The organism is Helicobacter ibis, assembly GCF_027859255.1.
Lineage (GTDB): Bacteria > Campylobacterota > Campylobacteria > Campylobacterales > Helicobacteraceae > Helicobacter_D > Helicobacter_D ibis.
On record NZ_JAQHXR010000001.1, the window covers coordinates 222,143 to 241,781 of the forward strand.

General features: G+C 31.2%; 19 protein-coding genes. 18 read left to right on the forward strand and 1 reads right to left on the reverse strand.

Going from position 1 to position 19,639, the window contains the following annotated elements:
* The first annotated feature begins 4 nt into the window (after nt 1–4).
* Genes PF021_RS01305 through PF021_RS01335 form a run of 7 tightly spaced genes read left to right on the forward strand, consistent with a single transcriptional unit; the run spans nt 5 to nt 6,700 of the window.
* Nucleotides 5–1,414, forward strand: a complete 1,410-nt coding sequence (locus tag PF021_RS01305; RefSeq protein ID WP_271020601.1) for a hypothetical protein — start codon at nt 5–7, stop codon at nt 1,412–1,414.
* Nucleotides 1,415–1,435: 21 nt separating this feature from the next.
* Nucleotides 1,436–2,041 (forward strand): hypothetical protein, encoded by a 606-nt coding sequence (locus PF021_RS01310; protein WP_271020602.1) that lies wholly within the window; start codon nt 1,436–1,438, stop codon nt 2,039–2,041.
* Nucleotides 1,998–2,723, forward strand: a complete 726-nt coding sequence (locus tag PF021_RS01315) for a CDP-glycerol glycerophosphotransferase family protein (RefSeq protein WP_271020603.1) — start codon at nt 1,998–2,000, stop codon at nt 2,721–2,723. Before PF021_RS01310 ends, PF021_RS01315 begins: the two co-directional genes overlap by 44 nt.
* A 9-nt stretch (nt 2,724–2,732) precedes the next feature.
* Nucleotides 2,733–3,884 (forward strand): hypothetical protein, encoded by a 1,152-nt coding sequence (locus PF021_RS01320; RefSeq protein WP_271020604.1) that lies wholly within the window; start codon nt 2,733–2,735, stop codon nt 3,882–3,884.
* Complete coding sequence (locus PF021_RS01325) at nt 3,875–4,015, forward strand: hypothetical protein (RefSeq protein ID WP_271020605.1); 141 nt, start codon at nt 3,875–3,877, stop codon at nt 4,013–4,015. Before PF021_RS01320 ends, PF021_RS01325 begins: the two co-directional genes overlap by 10 nt.
* Nucleotides 4,015–5,868 carry an asparagine synthase (glutamine-hydrolyzing) gene (asnB, locus tag PF021_RS01330; protein ID WP_271020606.1) on the forward strand — a complete coding sequence of 618 codons (1,854 nt, stop codon included), beginning with the start codon at nt 4,015–4,017 and terminating at the stop codon, nt 5,866–5,868. The genes PF021_RS01325 and asnB (PF021_RS01330) overlap by 1 nt, the downstream gene beginning before the upstream one ends.
* A gap of 10 nt (nt 5,869–5,878) precedes the next feature.
* On the forward strand, nt 5,879–6,700 hold the full coding sequence (locus tag PF021_RS01335; protein ID WP_271020607.1) for a class I SAM-dependent methyltransferase: 822 nt from the start codon (nt 5,879–5,881) through the stop codon (nt 6,698–6,700).
* Between the two features lie 23 nt (nt 6,701–6,723).
* Here PF021_RS01335 and PF021_RS01340 read toward each other — a convergent pair whose 3' ends face one another.
* Nucleotides 6,724–8,292, reverse strand: coding sequence for a multicopper oxidase family protein (locus PF021_RS01340; RefSeq protein ID WP_271020608.1), 1,569 nt, complete (start codon nt 8,290–8,292; stop codon nt 6,724–6,726).
* Nucleotides 8,293–8,371: 79 nt separating this feature from the next.
* Here PF021_RS01340 and PF021_RS01345 point away from each other — a divergent pair, with 79 nt between their 5' ends.
* The 11 genes from PF021_RS01345 to PF021_RS01395 all read left to right on the forward strand — a co-directional run bounded on the left by PF021_RS01345 (nt 8,372) and on the right by PF021_RS01395 (nt 19,622).
* The gene (locus PF021_RS01345; protein WP_271020609.1) at nt 8,372–8,680 is read left to right on the forward strand and encodes a hypothetical protein; all 309 of its coding nucleotides are present in this window, start codon (nt 8,372–8,374) and stop codon (nt 8,678–8,680) included.
* 92 nt (nt 8,681–8,772) lie between these two features.
* The gene (locus tag PF021_RS01350) at nt 8,773–9,909 is read left to right on the forward strand and encodes a hypothetical protein (RefSeq protein ID WP_271020610.1); all 1,137 of its coding nucleotides are present in this window, start codon (nt 8,773–8,775) and stop codon (nt 9,907–9,909) included.
* Between the two features lie 86 nt (nt 9,910–9,995).
* On the forward strand, nt 9,996–11,288 hold the full coding sequence (locus PF021_RS01355) for a hypothetical protein (protein ID WP_271020611.1): 1,293 nt from the start codon (nt 9,996–9,998) through the stop codon (nt 11,286–11,288).
* A gap of 33 nt (nt 11,289–11,321) precedes the next feature.
* Entirely contained in the window at nt 11,322–12,278 is a 957-nt protein-coding gene (locus PF021_RS01360) for a glycosyltransferase family 9 protein (RefSeq protein ID WP_271020612.1), read from the forward strand.
* Nucleotides 12,271–13,512, forward strand: coding sequence for a glycosyltransferase family 2 protein (locus PF021_RS01365; RefSeq protein ID WP_271020613.1), 1,242 nt, complete (start codon nt 12,271–12,273; stop codon nt 13,510–13,512). The genes PF021_RS01360 and PF021_RS01365 overlap by 8 nt, the downstream gene beginning before the upstream one ends.
* The gene (locus PF021_RS01370; protein WP_271020614.1) at nt 13,509–14,678 is read left to right on the forward strand and encodes a glycosyltransferase; all 1,170 of its coding nucleotides are present in this window, start codon (nt 13,509–13,511) and stop codon (nt 14,676–14,678) included. The genes PF021_RS01365 and PF021_RS01370 overlap by 4 nt, the downstream gene beginning before the upstream one ends.
* The gene (gene asnB, locus PF021_RS01375) at nt 14,679–16,406 is read left to right on the forward strand and encodes an asparagine synthase (glutamine-hydrolyzing) (protein WP_271020615.1); all 1,728 of its coding nucleotides are present in this window, start codon (nt 14,679–14,681) and stop codon (nt 16,404–16,406) included. It abuts the gene before it with no gap.
* Nucleotides 16,403–17,500 carry a glycosyltransferase gene (locus PF021_RS01380; RefSeq protein WP_271020616.1) on the forward strand — a complete coding sequence of 366 codons (1,098 nt, stop codon included), beginning with the start codon at nt 16,403–16,405 and terminating at the stop codon, nt 17,498–17,500. Before asnB (PF021_RS01375) ends, PF021_RS01380 begins: the two co-directional genes overlap by 4 nt.
* Nucleotides 17,493–18,077 (forward strand): methyltransferase domain-containing protein, encoded by a 585-nt coding sequence (locus tag PF021_RS01385; RefSeq protein ID WP_271020617.1) that lies wholly within the window; start codon nt 17,493–17,495, stop codon nt 18,075–18,077. The genes PF021_RS01380 and PF021_RS01385 overlap by 8 nt, the downstream gene beginning before the upstream one ends.
* Nucleotides 18,078–18,123: 46 nt before the next feature.
* Entirely contained in the window at nt 18,124–18,471 is a 348-nt protein-coding gene (locus PF021_RS01390) for a hypothetical protein (protein WP_271020618.1), read from the forward strand.
* A gap of 8 nt (nt 18,472–18,479) precedes the next feature.
* Entirely contained in the window at nt 18,480–19,622 is a 1,143-nt protein-coding gene (locus PF021_RS01395) for a hypothetical protein (RefSeq protein ID WP_271020619.1), read from the forward strand.
* Nucleotides 19,623–19,639 lie beyond the last annotated feature (17 nt).

The window sequence follows — 19,639 nt, forward strand, 5'->3', positions numbered from 1 at the left end:
AAAAGTGAAAATATATATTTATCCAAATGGGGGACAAGCACGATATATACAATGGGCACTAGAGTTTTTGGGGTATAACCATGATGTGATTTTGGTTGATGACAATAGTCAAAATAGCTTTGAATCTTTACAAGAACAAATGAAAAAAGATTTAAAAAACGATTCAAAGTTATTTTTATCATCTCCAAAGTTATATGATAAATTGTTACCAAAAATTAAAAAAGCAGATATACCAGAGTGCTATTGTGGAGTAAGTGTGTTAGCTAAGCAATTAAATGAATACTTTTTAGAAAAATTAAAAGGTAGGAAAGTTATTGCTGTTTTTTTAAGCGGCTTTTTTGCTAAGCAAAAACATTTAGGTGATATTGTAAAGATACTAAAAGATAATGGATTTTGTGTGGTATGGATTACTTCTTTGTTTCATCATAGCTTTGATGAGATTATCGATGATTTTCATAAACAAGAAGAGTTTTATTTATGTGCTGATTGTGAGTTTTTAGAAAAGTTAAATTTCTTTCCTTTTATCATTGAGCAGGGCAATATCGTAAAGCTACATAGTGATGTTAAGAGTTTAAAAATAGTTACAAGTATGGAACAATTATCAAATATAGTAGTTTCAAAGAGTGAAATGCTTGATATACAAAATATGAGTTATTTTTTGGCAGATTATGTAAATATTCATAGTGAGAGTTTCTATAAACATGTATGCAATATTCAAAGTTTTGGTGGGACTTATAATCCAAAAAATAAGTTGATACAAGGTGGTTATCCAAGCATAGATAATGAAATCAAAGAGTTTGGTAAAGTATCTTTTGGTGTTAGAGATACTATTATTTTTATCTCATCTCAACTAAACTTTGATAATGAAGATTTAGTAAAATCCTTGATTATAAAATGTTTGGATTCTGGGTTTAGGGTTATTTTTAAGAGTTGTCCACCGCTAAAAGATACTTGTGAGGAAAGAGAAATAGAATTTGCAAATAATTTTAAAAAGTATGAAAAATTCGTGTTTTATGATAATTCCACACCGCGTATTAAGGTTGAAGATTTGCGCAGAAGCATTACTTTGATTGAAGTTTATAGTTCGCTTTGCTATTCGTATCCAAGTATTACAAAAAGACCTTGTATTTTGATTTATCCACAAAGAAATAGCATTGAAGATTCTGTATTAAGCAATGACATTTTTTATAACGAGAATCTACATATAAGAATCTTTTTAGATGAGATAGACTTATTTATGTCTTTTATTTTTGAATTATCAAGTAATATAGAAATCCAAAAGCAATGGAAAGAAAAAATAGATAATTATTGCAAAAATGATCTTTATAACTTTGGTAATGCAAGTGAATATCTTGCAAACTGGATCATGCAATGGTATAACAATAGAGAAATATTAAAAAACACTTTGTTATAATTCCCTCTTTAAGGGGAATTTATGAAAGCTATCTATCCATTTGGTAATTGTGGCAAGGCTATCGCATCGATTTTAGAATTTTTTGGTGAAGAATATAAAATAGATGATATTTATACTAGTGATTGTGTGCTTATCGCTTCAAAACGCTACAAATATAAACTGCAACAAGAGTTGCAAGAGAAAAATATAACTAACTACATAGATGGTTTAGAATATACAGGCAAAAAGTTAAACTACTATTTAAAGGCAAAATTTCCAAAAAATAGTGTCGCCTTAATTTATGATGATTATAAAGGACAGAAGCATTTTGGCTTAGTGGAATCTCTTTTGAGATCAAAAAATATCCCCATTTGTAGATTTATTTATCCTGATGTTTTGGAGTATGAAACTTGCGAATATGATTTTGTGATTTGTCAAGATTTAATCCCATTTTTAAATGCTTTTAAATTATTTATTTGCACTGGAATTTTAACTCATATACCATACGATTCATATTCTTTAAGAATCCCTAGCCATTATTATATTTTTGACTATCATGCTTTTTATCATAATCCAAAAACTCGTGGTTTTTGGAGTCTTAAAGGTGCTATTTCCTCTGCGGGGGGGGGGGGGATTTTTGAGTATTAGTGATAATATTAGATACAAAAGGACAAAAGAGTTTTATGAGCAACATGGAGGCGTTGTTGACAATTTATTAAAACTAGGTTATCCAGGACTTGATAAACCAATAGCTAGATATAATGAGTTTTGTAAAGACAAAGAAGAATCTAATAATAATTTAATAATATTTCTCTCGCTACCACATTCGCCATTTATCGAAGTGTTAATAGAGCTTATTACAGAATCTTTACAAAATGGATATAAGGTGCTTTATAAAACTCATGGTGGTCATTTAGAATTACTAGATAAAGAGAGAGAAATAGTAAAAAGATGGCAGGACAATGAGAAGTTTGTAGTTTGTTATGAAACTTTAAGTGATGAGATATTGTTTGAAAGTCTGTGTGTGGTTGAGTTTAGAAGCTCCATTCTCTATACTTATCCATTAATTACTAAAAAACCAGCATTGTATTTGCAACCGCAATTTGAAAGTTATAATGAAGAAGATAATTTTTATTGCTCTAATTTACATATTAAAATTCATAACAAAGAAGAATTTTTAGACACTTTAATAAAATTACAAGATGAGAATTTTAGAGTTAAGAGAAAGGATTTAATAGAAGAATATATTAATAGTTGTGCTTATAATTTAGGTGGTGCAAGTTATGCAGTAGCTGATTTTGTAGATATTTTTTTAAAAAAATATATTTAAGGAGTAGTCATGAATATATATGTATATCCATATGGAACAAGTGGAAAGCAGTTAGAATGGCTTATAAAATACACTGATAATATTTCTATAAAACCAATAGATGATAGTATAGATGAAATGTCTTTAGAAGCTTTAAAGAATGAAATTTTGGCAAATAATGGGGTTGTGTATCTTGCGCTTAGCTCATTGCCAAGCAATTATGAAGAGATAAAAGAAAAGTTGATTAAAAAATTAAAAGATAACAATATTCCATACAAAGATGGTGAAATTCTAAATTATGCAAAAAAAGCAATACAAAAACTAAAGCAGGAGTGTAAAAATAAAGGCTGGGATAGAATTTTTACGCTTGTTTTGCCTGATTTTGCTAAAGATAAGCATTTTGGAAATTTGGCATTAGAATTAGAAAAAAGAGGAGAGAAGATTTTATATTTTTGTGCTCAAGAAGGTAGTTTTTTAAGAGCATTAGAAAATAGAGATGAATCTAAAAATTGTATTTTGTATTTGTCGTATGAGTATTTATATTTGCTTGATTTTACGACTGCTATTTGTGTGACTGGGAAATATAATGTACATAAAGATTCTAAGGTTATTTTTATAGGGCATGGAATGGTTAATTATGGTGGATATGATGATAAGTATGCACTACAAAATTTTATCTCTAGTTATCTTTGTGTGGTTGGTGATGAGTTTATGCCAAATGATTCAGTAAAAAATGAGTTTAAAATTATAAAAAGTGGTTATTTGGCATATGATAGAGATGTGCAAAAATTGCAAGAAGTTGAATTTAGCAAGGATTGTATTTTGTTTGCACCTTATAATTTAGATGAGCTAGAGAGTGTAAAGCCACTAATAAAAGAAGTATCTACAAAGTATAAGGTCATACTGCGTCATAGATATGAATGGGAAGAATCTCATCTAAAGGTGTTAGGAGATCTTGTAGATTGTGTAGATATAGATATGTCAGTGCCTATGGACTATGCTGTGTATGGCAAGAGTTTTGTTCTTGTATGCTCTAAAACTACTACTAAAAATTCATTTCCACTTATGGCTCTTTCACCAAGCGTTGTCATAAGACCAAGTTGGGATTATAAAGATATAAATGAAAGTCTAGGAATTGTCATAGAGAATACCTCTGCGGGGGGGGGGCATTTATGGCTCTAATTGATGAAATTTATAAAAATAAAGATATGTGGAGAGAAAAGATTCTTGAATATAGGGAATCTAAGATTTATAATTTTGGCTCTGCAAGTGCATATCTAGCTGATTTTTTAAGCAAGGAATTTAAAAACTAATGTGCAGAATCGTTGGTGGATTTGAGCTTAAGAGTAATGGACTTTTAGAAAATATAGAATTTATGCGAGATTCTATGATAGCTGGTGGTCCTGATGATTATGGGCTTTTTATCCAAAATGAAGTGGTATTAGCACATAGAAGGCTATCTATAATAGATCTAAGTAACCATGCACATCAGCCATTTGTAAATGATAGATATGCTCTCGTGTTTAATGGTGAGATTTATAATTACAAAGAAGTAGCACAAATTTTGCAAAAAGAAGGTGTGAATTGTGATTCTAGGAGTGATACCGAAGTTCTTTTGGAATCATTTGCTTATTTTGGGCTATCTTGTGTGGATTATTTTGATGGAATGTTTGCTTTTACTATTTTTGACAGATTGGAAGAGAAGTTATATTTATGTAGAGATAGATTCGGTGTTAAGCCACTTTATTATTATTATGATTCTAATTGTTTTTTGTTTAGTTCGGAGCTAAAGGGGCTCTTTGCTTATCCAAAGCTACAAAAAAGCGTAAATAAAATTGTATTAAGCTACTTTTTAGAATTAGGATATGTTCCTGCTCCTTATTGTATGGTGGAGAATGCTTATAAGTTAGAAAATGGGCATTATTTGATAGTAAATATTAAAAAGGCTAGGAATTTTGGAATAAAAGATTCGATTAATAAAATCCAATATTATTCTATAAAAGAGAAGTATGGTAATAATTCCTTTTGTGAAGATAGCTTTGAGCAAGCTTTACATAAGAGTATATCTCTAAGAATGGTGAGTGATGTAAGTGTAGGGGTGTGTTTAAGTGGCGGTGTGGATTCAAGCCTTGTGTGTGCGGTTTTGAAAGAGCAAGGAAATTCTTTTGAGACTTTTTCTATGTCTTTTTTGGAATCTAGCTTTGATGAGAGTGTGTATGCTAAGAGTGTGGCTGATATTTTGGGGGTTAAGAATCATAAATTCATCTGCACGCTAAAAGAAGCGCAAGATTTGATACCAAGCTTAGTTCAGATTTATGATGAGCCTTTTGGCGATACTTCAGCACTACCTACTTTGCTCCTAGCACAAAAAATTAGACAAACACACAAAGTAGCCTTAAGTGCAGATGGTGGAGATGAGCTAGGCTTTGGGTATGAGCGGTATTTTTGGGCTAATAATAGGTATATTGAGTATAGGAAGTTTAGAGCTTTTGGGTTTTTATTGAATGTTTTAGATACTGAATCTTCTGTAAAGCTTTTGCAAAAATTTGGTGTAAGTATTGGTATTGATAAGTTTTTACGGATTAAAAACCAACTTCAAGCAAAGAGTTTTTTGGAGCATTATTTAGTTGAGATTACTCATTTTAGAAAAGAGGGTTTAAAGAAAAATGGGCTTACTCCTTTTGTGGTTGATGGAGTGCTGTGTGATAATTTTAAAGAAATGAGTTATTTTGATATACAAAACTATCTAAGTGAAGATATTTTAACCAAGACTGATAGAGCTAGCATGAGCGTTGGGTTAGAGTTTAGAGAACCTTTGCTAGGAAGAGAGCTTGTAGAGTATATGTTATCACTAAGTAGTGAGGAGAATTTAATTTTTAAAGATTCTGTGGCTGTTTCTGGGAAGAAGATTTTTAAAAAGTATTTAGAAAAGTTCTTGCCAAAAGAGCTAATTTATAGGCAAAAAATGGGTTTTGGAGTTCCTTTGGAATCTTGGGTTAGAGGGGAGCTTAGTTATTTATTGGATGAGATTGATTGCGGATATTTTAATGAGGGTTATGTTAAATCTTTAATAGATGATTTTAAAAATAGCATAAGGGTTGATTTTGCTAAAATATGGTATTTATACATTTTTAGTGTTTGGAAAAAAGAGTGGAACATACAATAAAAGGATAGAAATGACAAAAAGCACACAAGAGCATTGGGATAGAACATATAGCAATACTAGAGATATAAATCCAAATTGGAAGCCAATTTATTATGATTTTAGGAGTATTGCAAGTGTCATAGAAGATGCTATTTTAGATTTTAAACCAAATAGTATTTTTGAAGTTGGTTGCGGGGATTCTCTTTATCTACCATATTTTTTACAAAACTTTAAATCTTCTGCGGGGGGGGGGGATTTATTAGGTGGAGGTATTGATTATTCGCCAAATGGAGTAAGAGATATACTGGAGAGATTAGAGGTTTGTGGTGTAAATGCTGATATTTTTTGTGAAGATTTTTTAAAACTTACAGATGGACTTTATAAAGATTCTAAAAAATATACCTATGATTTGATATATAGCCTTGGAGTTATAGAACATTTTGATAATCCAAAATCTATTTTAGAAATATTTTCTACATTTTTAAGCGATAATGGTATTTTAATAAGTATTATTCCTAATTTTTCATTTTTTTCTTTTCATAAGTTATTATGTTATTTATATCAGCCAAAAATTTTAGCTATACATAATTTAATGAATCTAAAACAATTAGAAGAAGAACATAGATTAGAAGGTTTTAGAATTATTAAGAGTGGATATTTAGGTAAGTTTTCTCTTGGTATTCCAGCATATGGGCTTGATAGCAGGTCTATATTTGGCAAGAACTATGATATGCACAAAAAAGTGGGTAATAAAATGGCGAAATTTGTATGGAATAGATTGGCTAATACTTATGATTATCGTGGAAATAGTGTTTTTGCGCCTTATATTTATTGTGTGATAAAAAAGAGCTAACAAAGCAAACTTATTTGCTTTGTTTAGATTACTTCTAAGTTCCCCATCATTCCTAAGTCTTCATGTTCCAATATATGACAATGATACATTCTTAAGCCTTTATATTTTTGCACCATTTGTAGCTCTAAAGTCTCTCCTTGGCGTAAGTTTATCGTATCATATAGTGCTCTAAATTCTGGTTTTGTTTTTTTCTTTTTATAAGTGCTACTAATCACTTCAAAATGTGTGCCATGTATGTGGAATGGGTGATCCATATGTGATTTGTTTGTTACCTTCCAAGTTTCTACTTCGCCTACTTTTGATTGCAAGTCTATTCTATCTAGCTTATAAGTTTTTCCATTTTGTAAGAACATGGAAGCAAGTGCAACTTTTATTTCTTCTTGTGTTTTTTTGGAGATCCCATGCATTTGCATGTGATCTTCGCTGAAGACTACTTCTTTTGTGCTTGTTGCTTTTTTAAACTTTGGCAGTTTCCTTAGTATTTCTGGGATTGTGTTTATAAACTCTTTTATACTTAGTGTTGCTAAGTCTATTCTTTGTGGCTCTTGTGATTTTTCCACCATCATTTTATCTCTGTCATAGTATGTGGTGTATAGTTTGGATTCCCCTTGTTTTGTTGGCTTTAAGATTATTTCTACTCTTGAGGCTGGAGATAAAAACAGGGTATCTTTGGTAATTGGTTTTTCTATAAATCCGCAATCTGTGCCAACAAGGATAAATTCTGCATTTTCTACTTTTAAGTTTAGATATCTTGCAGCACACATGTTGTAGATTCTTATTCTTTGTTCTTTGTCTATTGTGATTTGTGGGTTTAGTTGTCCATTTATTAGCACAAGTTCGCCTTCTCTACCATTTAGCCAATCTGTTAGTGTGTTTTGTGGGATTTGTGCATTTTTATCAAGCCTTATGTCGCTAATAATCCAATCTTGCTCTTGCAGATGCGATAGAGAATCTTTTTTGGATTTTACTACAAATGCACCTGCTAGTCCCATATATACTTGCTTCCCTGTTATGTAGTGTGGGTGTGGGTGATACCAATATGTCCCTGCTGAATTTTGTGGAATTGTAAATTTGTAGATTCTGCTTTGATGTGGCTTTATTGGGTTGTGTGGATTTCCATCTTGCTCTGGTGGGATTTCTAATCCATGCCAGTGTATTGTCGTTTCTTCATTTAGGTGATTTATCACTTCTATTTCTACTTCATCTCCTTCATAGACTTCGATTTTTGGTCCGGGGATTAACCCATTGTATGTGTAGAATCTAGTCTTTTTGCCTTTTGCTATTTCTAGTTCTTTTTCTATGATTTCTATTTTTGCTTTGAAGCTATTTTTGCTTTTGCTTTGATTTTTTAATAATTGCAGTTTCTTTAGAGATTGATTTTGCGGGATTTGTGAAGCATCTAATAGAGGCATATTTTCACTCTCTAAAGATATAAAGTCAGTGTAGATGTCTTTTGTGTTTTTGGGATTATGATTCATATGTCCCATGTTCATGTTGTGCATATTATGCCCATTGTGAGATTGTGTAGCATATACCATGCCGATACTTGCTATGCTAAGAGCATTAAATTGTAAAAATTGTCTTCTGTTCATAAAATCTCCTTTTATAGTAAGCATTTAAAGGATAGAATTATAGATTTCATATTTAAATAATGAGTAAATAGGGAGAATTATGGATTTTAGAGATATTTATGTTTATCCAAATGGAGGTTGTGCATCTGTAGCATTAAGAATTTTGAAAGATTTGACAAATATAGAAAATATAAGATTCATAGACGATGGTAGCAGTGAAACTAGTTTAAAAATTCTAAAAGAAGAGATTATGAAATCAAATTTACCAGTATTATTACTTGGTGGAGATTGTTATGCTACATTGGAAGATATGTGTAAAAAGGAAGGGATAGAATATATAAATGGAATTTCTTTGTGTGCTAGGCTTTTAGCTAATGCCTTATCTGCGGGGGGGGGGGATTTATATTAAGAGATAATATACTTCATATTTCAAACACCCAACTTTTAGAACACGCTTATATGTTTCATAATTTTTTTCTTTCATATGCTTCAAAATGTGATATGGATCTTGTCTTAGAAGCATTAAGACAATATTGTAAAAATATCATACAAGATTCTTCTGTTAAAAAATTTTTACAAAATACTTTGTTGGTTAGTTTTTCATCTGATTTTTTAAGCATTACAAAAAACTTTCAACAAGATATTCCATTGCTTTGGTACTTTGGGACATATGAATGGTATGAGATAAATAAACATAGCATTAAAAAAGATACAAAGGTTATTGTTTGTAATTGGGTTTTGCTTGATTATTTTATATATGATACAGCGTTGCTTGGTGGAGGAGCATTACCAAAATTAAGAAATGATAAACGTAATATCTATGGTATTGGACATTCTATGGCGGAAGCTTTTTATTATGCACCATTGAGAGAAAAAAAAGAGTATTTAGATGTTAGAGTTTATAATGCTTTTTGTGCTTTTTCTCATTATATCGCTATAAATAAAGATTCTAAGAGAGCTTTTAAGTCTATGTTTGATGCAGTAGGTTTGGAAGTTTGTGTAGTTGAAGGTGGCTATCCTAGATTTGACAATAGATTTCAAAAACGACAAGCTTTTAAATGCAATAAAGAGCAGTTTTTATTTATTCCGCGACTTAGTAAGCCACACGAGTTATTAGAAATTATTTCATATCTTTTGGATAATGGTAAAAAAGTTTTGCTAAGAAGGCATGGAGCATATGAGAATTACATAAAATGGCAAGGTTTAGATGATCCATATAAAGTGTTGGAAGCATTTAAACAAGATCCAAATTTTAGTTTTGATGAGACTCCTAGTATTACAAACGAAATTTTAGATAAAAGTATAGTTGTAACAGATAATTCATCTGTTGCGTATTCTGCACCGCTTGTTAGTCTTACGCCATGCATTTTGTATTCTATACCAAAAAATGAGTTTGATTTAAGAATTAGAAATTATGGAATTAGTTTTGCAAATCCTTTACTTCACAGAGTTGCATTAGATGATGAAGAGTTTTTTAGAGTGTCACTAGATTTAGAAACAGAATTAAGTGTTAATAGTGAAAAAATAACAAAGGAGATCCAAGACTATGTGTTGGATAATTTCTATAATTTGGGTTGTAGTGCAGAGATGATAGCAAAAACTTTGCTAGAATCTTTTAAAAAACAACAATTGGTTTAAAGGGTTTTATATGAGTAATATATATATATATATATATATATCCTGCTGGTAAGGTGGGCAAGGATATAGCTTATCTTTTGGAGTTTATGGGATATAAAAAAGACAGCATAAGATTTATCGACGATAACAATGAAGATACTTCTCTAAAAAATATAGCACCAAAAATTACATCTAATGATGTGTTATTACTCGCTACAAGAGCGAATTTTATAAATTTGGGACGGAAGTTAGCAGGGCTTAAGTTGAACTTTGTAGATGGAGCAAGTTTTGTGGCAAAAAAGTTAGATGAATACTTTTATAATTTAGGATACAGACAGCATAATACAATAGCGGTACTAACATATGGACCTAGTGGAAGTAAGCATAGGGGTAATGTTGAGCATATTTTGAAAAATAATGGTATTAATATTGTCTTTCTATGTCAAGATGAAAATGAACTAAAAAAGGCAGAAGATAGGATTGGAGATAGCGTAGCTTTTATTTTAAATGAAGGTGAGATATTGCGTAGAATCTCATTTTTTGGGTTTATTTTTAGTGAATGCCATGAATATTTATCACCAGATGTGTTTGTAGGATATATACCTCATACATTTGCAAGTCCAAATCAAGGCATAGCATATGATAAGATAAGAGATAGTGCGGAATCTAGAATGTATTTAGAAAATAATGATTTTATATTTTCATCATGCTTAAAAACTCACTATACTTGGCAAGAAGTGTGTAATTATGCATATCTAAAGGATCTTGGGGCTGATTTAGTTGGATTTTCGAAATTTTATAAAGTGCTTCCTTTTGGTGCTCCAACTATTGATAGATATAAAGATATAGAGTTTGTTCTACAAGACAATACTATTCTTGTATGCTTTAATTTGATTTATACTAGTTTTGAATTTGCAAATAATGTGGTATCAAAACTTTTGGATAGTGGCTATAAAGTAATATATCGTCCTCATATAAACCAACAGAATAATAAAGTACATTTAAAGATAAATGAAAATTTTAAACAAAATATAAATTTTACCTATGATGTTAGCGTTAAGCTATCTTTAGATGTTATTTCAAGTCGACCATTATTAATCACTGATATTAGTTCCTTGTGTTATACATATCCTATTGCTACTTTAAGGCCATGTATTATGTGCCTTAGCAAGGAGAGTGAGGACAAGTTTGAAGTATTTATCGAAAGAAAGATTCAAAAAATAGCCCACACATATGATGAAATACTAAAATTATGTGAGAGTATTTTGCAAAATGATATTGATGATGAAGTTTTAAAATATACACAAAACGAGATTTTTAATTTTGGCAATTCTTCACAAAAGATTGCAGATTTCATACTTGAATTGTTAAATGTATTAAGTTTTAGAAAACGAATTTGATATAATCGCACGAAATTTTCTTTGGGATTTTTTGTGAAAATATTAATTTTAAAACTTGGTTATTCTGAAACGCTTGATCCTGAAATGGGTAAAATAGTAAGTCTTGGAGATGTTGTTCGTTGCACGGTTATTTTAGAGGCATTAAAAAATAAATATAAAGACGCAAATATAACTTGGCTAATTTCACAAGAAGCATTTCCATTAATAGTCGATAATCCACATATAAATAGAATCTTAATTTGGGATGAATTTGTCCCTTTTGCTTTGATGAGAGAGCAGTTTGATATGGTTGTGAATTTAGAGAAGATTCATGGTGTGTGTGCTTTAGCTGATATGATACAGGCTTGGGAGAAAGTTGGATTTAGATTTGATGTATTAAGTGGGGATTATAGTGCTTATGAGAAATCTAAGAGTGCAACTTCATATATAGCACAAAAGGCAAGTGGAGAAATACAACATAAAATTTGGCAACAAGTATTAGTTGAGATGGTCGGTTGTGAATGGCGTGGACAAGAATATTCGTTAGGATATAGTCCAACAACTAAAGAAAGAGTGCAAGTTGGACTTAATTATCAAGTGGGTTCTAAATGGCCCACTAAAGCTATGAAAAATGAAAAATGGGATGCTCTAGCTAAAATGCTAGAAAATAATAATATAAGCTACTCATACCAGCAAGGAATGCAGAATTTATATGATTATATGGATTGGATTAGTGGTTGCGATGTGCTTGTTAGTCATGATTCTTTGGGTGCTCATTTGGCATTAGCCATGAAAAAAAGTGTAATCATATTGTTTGGTGCTACAACTGGAGAAGAGATATATTATTATAATCGTGGAATTTCAATTTATCCAAAGGTGAAAAAAGTAGCTTATGAATGTTTGCCATGTTATAATCCAACTTGTATAAAGAATATTCATTGTATGGATTTTATTGATTTAGACGATATTTTGGATAATGTAAAGGGATTTTTGAAGGATAGAAATGATTAGTATATCAATTACAACCTATAATAGATCGAGGCTTTTAAAGAGGTGTTTGGAATCTGTAAGAAGACAAAGTTTTAGCGACTATGAAGTTTTGATATTAGATGATTGCTCTAGTGATGATACAAGTGAAGTTGTAAAGGAATTTACAAAAGATACAAGGTTTAGATACATAAAGTATGAAAAGAATCTTGGCTGGGGAGATAAGGTAGTAAATGAAGCACAAAATAAAGGATATTATAATGGTGATTTTGTGTGGTTGTTTTCTGATGATGAGTATATGTATGGAGAAGATTCTTTAAGGCTTGTAGCAGAGGCATTAAATAAACATAAAGATACCGATTTTGTAGCAATTGACTATGGTTTTGCTTATGAAGATATTGAAGCATTTGATTATGGGTATAACGATCCTTTGCCAGAGACTTTTTTATATGATGAATTATCACAAAAACAAAAAGAAATTCTGAGCACAAAACACAAAGTTATTTATTCTAAGGAATTTTTAGATAGAGAGAGACCATTTTTTAATGGAAATTTTAATAGCAAAAATGATGTTTGCTGTGAAGTTGATTATGAAAGATTATTTAAAGTTGCAAAAATGGCATATGTGAGTGGTGCGGTGCAAATTTTTGGCATTACAGAAAATGCAAGAACAAAATATTTAGACTTTTATAACTGGATAGTAGCCACAGGACAGACTTCAGCGCTAGCAGATACAAAGAAAGAATGTCATAGACTGCTAAAACTGCATTATAGTAGCTCTTATCCATTGTGTTTGAACGCATTTTTTTCATGGGGTGGAGATGGATTGGCTGATACTTTGGCAGAATTTTATGGTAGAGATGATTTTTCTAGTGTTGTTAGGAAGTTTGCACAAATTTATAAAGATGCTTTTCAAGATACTTTGTATGAGTATTATTCTAAATTTAATAATATGCTACCAACTCTAAAAGAAAGACAAGAAGCAATACAAAATGCTAAAAATATTGTCTTATATCCTCATACACACTATACAAAAGATATAAAAAAATACTTAGAAGCTAAAGGTAAAAATATTCTCTTTGTAGCAGATGATTATAAAGAAGGATATAAAAGGTTTGATGATGTCATAGGGAGTGAAGCTGACTTGGTGTTTATAAGCAGTGGGCACCCTAGAATTGTTTGGAATATGTTAAATAAATTTAAAGATTCTAAAATCAAAGTTGTGACTTTATTATTGAAAGATGAAAGTTATAAATGATATATTTTATCATTGATGTAATGCGTAAAGGCGGTGGAGCACAAAAGGTGCTATCAATCATGCTACCACATTTGAAAGATAGAGTAGAGTTAATAGTCTTAAAAAGAACAGAAAATCTACTTGAGATTCCTAGCATAAAGACACACTATATCCTAGAGAGCGAGAGTGAAGCACTGCTTCCAAATAGCTTTCTTATCTTAGATAAAATCACACAAATTGCAAAAGATTCCACACTTTTGGTGTCGTTTATGGATTTTATTACTGGGTATTGCACTTCTCTTTCTTCACAGATTTTAAAGGTGCCTTATTATTGCTTTGTGCGTTGTGAGCCTAGCTTTGTAGAAGATTCATTTCCACAGGCATATATTAATCACAAGCTATATGAATTAACACTGCAAAATGCACTAAAAGTTGTGTGTAACTCTAGTAGCTCTTGTAATGATGTTATAACAAATTTTGGTGTGGCAAAAGATAGAGTAGAGCTTTTGTATAACCCCATAGATACGCAAAGTATAGACAGATTAAAAAATGAAGAATTTACTTTTAATAAAAAAGAAGGAGAGATTTTTTGCGTTGCAGTTGGTAGGCTTCATGCACAGAAAAATTATAAAACTTTACTAGAATCTTTTAAGCTACTGCAAGATGAAGATTCTAGCTTTCATCTTTATATCTTAGGCGATGGAGAGCAAAGAGGAGAGCTAGAAGAGTATATTTTGCAAAATAATTTAAAAAACATCACTCTTTGTGGCTTTCAAAAAAACATTTATGTTTTTTTGAAACATGCTGATATTTTTATCCATGCCTCATTATCCGAGGGCTTCCCCAATGTGCTTTTGGAAGCTGCGTATTTAAAAAAGCCATTGGTTTTATCTGATATTCCTGTGCATAGAGAGATATTTTGTGAAGATTCTTCTGTGTTTTTTGAATCTAGTAGTGCATTGTTGTTAAAGGAAGGCATAAAAAAAGCCCATATAAACAAAGATGCTCTAGTTACAAACACAGAAGGAGCGATACAAAAATATCTGCAAAATGGCTTTTTTGAAAAATTAGATGATATTTTTAAAGTGCATTGGGGAAGCCCTCGTATAATGAGGCATGGATCGCCAAAAGTCGCATTGGGGAAGCCCTCGGATAATGAGGCAATGGATAAAAATATGGGGCAATAAATGTGTGCGATTGTCGGAATTTATGGAGAAAATAGTAATCTTAGCACATTAGATTCAATGCTTGAAGCACTTAAGAATCGTGGGCTTGATTGTAGATATAAAAAAGATTTTGGAATCTTTAAAGCAGGTATGAATCGCCTAAGTATCAATGATATAGAAGGTGGGATTCAGCCATTTTCTAATAAGAATTCTGATATTTTTGTGTTTTTTAATGGGGAGATTTATAACCATAAGGCTTTAAGAGAAGATCTACAAAAAGATGGCATAGGCTTTAGTACAACTTGTGATGGAGAGGTGCTACCATACTTGTATGAGAAGTATGGAAGTGATTGTTTCTCACGGCTTGATGGTATGTTTGCAATCTGTGTGTATGAGGCAAAAAGTAAAAAAATAATCCTAGCAAGAGATAGCATGGGAGAGAAGCCACTTTATTATTATAAAGATTCTGCTGGTTTTGCTTTTAGCTCACTTATTGCACCTTTAAAAAAGATAGCAAATGTGAGCTTGAATAAAAAGGCTATTTGGGATTATTTTACCTTTGGATTTATACCTGAGAGCAAGTGCATTTATAATGAAATTTGTGTTGTGCCACGAGGTGGGGTGTTAGAATTTTGTAATGGTGAGATAGAAATTAAGCATTTTAGCCCTAAAGTTTCTAAGATAGATTTTAGTAAAGATTTAGTTACGCTTACAAGGGAGATTGTTAGCAAAAGTGTAGAGGATAGATTGCTTAGCGATTGCAAGGTAGGAGCATTTTTAAGCGGTGGGCTAGATAGTTCTATTGTGTGTGTATTAGCTAGAGATAAATTGGAGCAATCTTTTAATATTTCTTTTTTGGATGATTTTGATCCTTATTGCTCCTTTGCTAATGAGGGTGAGTATGCTAAGGAAGTTGCGAAGTTTTTAGGGCTTAATCATACTGAAGTTAAGGTTGGTTCTAGTGAATTTTTAAATGTTTTAGATGATTTTATAGATTCTATTGATCAGCCTTTTGGGGTTGTATCTGGTATTGGGGTTAAAATTATCGCTAGAATTGCTAAAGAACAAGGTATCAAAGTATTGCTTAGTGGAGATGGTGCTGATGAGCTATTTGGGGGATATGCTTGGTATCCAAAGCTTTGCTTTAATAATCCAAAATTTATAACAAAAGAAAAGCCAAAAGGTTGGCATTATTATGCATTTGAGAGTGAGAAAAGGGCTTTTTGTGGAGAGTTTTTTGATAAACCATATAGTTCTTTAGGACATTTTCCTTATTTAGATTTTAAAGAAATTGCCCCGCTTGATTGTATTAACTTTGATAGAGAGTTTTATTTGAAAAACGAAATGATGATGAAGCTTGATAGAATGACTATGAGTGAGGGAGTGGAGGGGAGAGCTTGTTTTGTCTCTCCTAGCATTGTGAAGTTTTGTAAAGATCTTAGCTATGAGATTTTACTTAAAAATGGCACAAAATGGTTGCTAAAAGAGGCTTTTAGAGATTCTTTACCGCTTAATATTATAGAGAGGGAGAAACATGGATTTAATCCACCTATTGATTATTGGATGCAAACTTCTTGGAAGGGGCTATTAGACGAGGTTTTAAGCCCACAAAATAGCCTTGTCCTAAATGGAATTATAAAAAGCAGAGAGGATTTTTATAGTGTGATAGAAAGAAGGCAAGTTGGTTTTGGGAATATCGGATTTTTCGTGCTTACTCTTGGAATGTGGCTTGATAGGGAGAGAATATGAGAAATATCTTAATACTAGCAGACCTCACAAGTCCTCTTATGAAACCAAGAATTTTAATGCTAAAGGATTTGCCTTATAGAAAATATATTTTGCATAATGCAAATAATGTAGCTTTGAGCGAAGAGATTCTAAGTTCTTATGAGGGCTTTATAGTATTAGAACACCCAGAAATAGAATCTCTAAAGCTAAGGTATTTGTATAGCTTTTTTTATACTTTGTATCTACTAGTAAAATTAAACCCAAAATTAATAGTCGTGCATTGGGCATCACGCTTGTATCAAAATCTCCTTCTAGCACTCTTTGGAAAGAGGGTTATCGTCCATACTATGGGTGGAGAGATAAACAAAGAAGAAGATTGCTATGGAAAGAAGCAGTTCTTTACCGGTATTTTGCTAAAGAATGCTAAAGTTGTTACAGGTAAGACACAGGTAATGAAGGATATTACTTTAAGTAATTTCCCCCTCTTAGATGAAAAAAAAATAAAGATTCTTAGTTTTGGTGTAGAGGATAGATTTTGTAACATCCCAAGCGATGATGAAAAAATAGAGCTAAAAATTAAACTTTTAGGTAAAAATTATAAAAATATCTTTTTTTCTATACGGACATTTAAAAAAATACATTTTCATAAAGAGATAATAAGTGCTTTTTTGGAAAACTATAAAAATAATGATGAAGCTTGTCTTATTGTTAGTGCTTTATCTTGTGAGAGTGATTATTTGCAAGAATGTGAGATGGAATTTGATTTGAAACATCAAAAAAATATCAAACTTATAAATATTAAACATGAACAAATGCATGAGTTTTTACATATAAGTAATGCGATTTTATCATTAAAGAAATTTGATGGAATCTCTCAATCGATAATGGAAAGCTTGTGTGCTAGTGTATTTGTAATAGCAAGTGATATTAAAAACCATGCCATGCTCCTAAAACACAAGCAAAATTCGTATTTGATAAATGATTTTAAAGAGTTAAATGATGCTTTTTGTTTTGTTTTAAATAATAAATTCCAAAATATTGATAATGGAATGCTAAATAGAGAGTTGCAAAAAAAAGAATATTCAAGAATTCTAAAGGAGGAATTTAATGTATAAAGAACATGTAAAGATTCTTGCATGTCCAAAATGCAAGGGTAATTTGGAGTTGTTTGGTGAGGGCGAGTTTGTAGAAAATGGCTCTTTAGAGTGTAAAAAATGTAATGTGTCATATGAGATATTAAATGGGATTCCTAGATTTGTAGAATCTAGCAATTATGCTGATAGCTTTGGCTTTGAGTGGAATATGCATAAAAAAACTCAATATGATAGTGCAAGTGGGGTAAGTGCTAGTAGGACTAGGTTTTATAAAGAAACTAGATGGGAGAAGTGCGAGGGTGAGATTATCTTAGAGGCTGGTTGTGGTAGTGGGAGATTTACCCCTTATGCATTGGAACTGGTTGGGGATAGTGGGCTTGTGATTAGCTTTGATTATTCAAATGCAGTAGATGCAGCAAGTAATAAACCAAGCAAGAATCTTCTAAGGATTCAAGCAGATATTTTTAATCTACCTTTAAGAGATGAAAGTTGTGATAAATGCTTTTGTTTTGGGGTATTGCAACATACTCCAAGTGCAAAGAATGCTATAAAATCGCTAGTAAATTCTCTGCGGGGGGGGGGGGCAATTTGTATGTGATCATTATCCATTTAACAAAAATACTCCATTTAATACAAAATACTATGTGCGTCCTATTGCAAAATGGATTCCGCATAGGGCGTTGTATAACTTTGGCAAGAGGTATGTAGATTTTATGTGGCCTATATTTAAGTTTAACAGAAGATTCTTTTCACCATTCCGTGCAAATAGGCTTAATTGGAGACTTCTAATCCCTGATTATACTAGTGAAGGCTTAGATGAAGAAAAGCTAAAAGAGTGGGCTTATTTGGACTTTTTTGATATGTTATCTCCAAAATATGATAGACCAATAAGAATGAAAACATTGTATAGATTTTTAGAAGAAGCAGGACTGGAGAATGTAGAGACAAATCCGGGCTATAATGGCTGGGAAGGAAGAGGTATAAAGAAATAGGAAGTAAAATGAGAAAGAAAATATTAATTTATGGTTATGGGTGGGTTGGAGAAAGTGCATATGATTTTTTTAGGTATTTTGGATTTGATTGTAAAATAATAGATGATTTACTAGATTTTAGTGAGATTTCATTTTTTAATAGCGATTTTAGAATGGATGTTGATATTTTGGAGTTCGATTTTTACATAGTTGCTATTTGTAACAAAAAAACTGCTATTTCTCTGAAAGAAAAATTAATTAGCATTGGGGTTGATGCAAATCAAATAAAAAATTTTTCAAATGATAAATATAATAAAAATATGGAATATTTACTTGATGAGTATTTTATAGATTCAATTGACACGTTTTTAAATGATGAGTTCAGTTTAGATAGATTACATAATTCTTTAAAAAATGTTGTTTGTAAGCATTATGAAAATAAAAAAAGTAATAATTTGAAACATAGAAGACTTGAATTTGATAAAAAAAGTGATAAAGGAGTGTTTTCTAGTATTTTGCATACAGGATATAAGTCATCCAGTGGTAAGCCAATAATATACCCTGGATTTTATTCTTATTGTTCACATTATAAAGAAAGTGATAAAGATTTTTATTTTATAGATAAACTTGATTTTGATTCTATAAGAAATAGGGATCCTAATGTAAAGTTTATAGCATGTTTTGGTAATAGTGCGTTACGAGTAGAATATTTACCAACAAGTGATAGTATTACTGCTAATATGCAAAGTATTTTGGATAAAGAATTTACAACAAAATATATAGTTGCAAATTTTGGTATTGGCTCCCAAGGAGTGTATGACCAATTGCTTACATTTAATGCTTTATGCTTTACATTGAAGCCAGATATAGTTCTTAGTTTTTTTGGTGGTACAGATTATAGGAATGGTGTCTATTGTTGTGATAGGTTAGTAAAACAGCATAAAATAGTTTATACACCAGAATCTTGGGAAGTGTCATATAAATCTGCTACAAATAGTTCCCTGCCACTATTTAGAGAAATGTCAAAAATTAAAGATGGAAGTAATCCAAAAATTACTATGTATGATGTATTAGATAGTGTAAAAGTTAGATTGGCTCAGTTTAATTCATATGTAGCTGCGGGGGGGGGGCTTTTTATGCTTTTATACAGCCACTTAGTATATGTAAATTAGAGCTTGGTGGTCAAGAA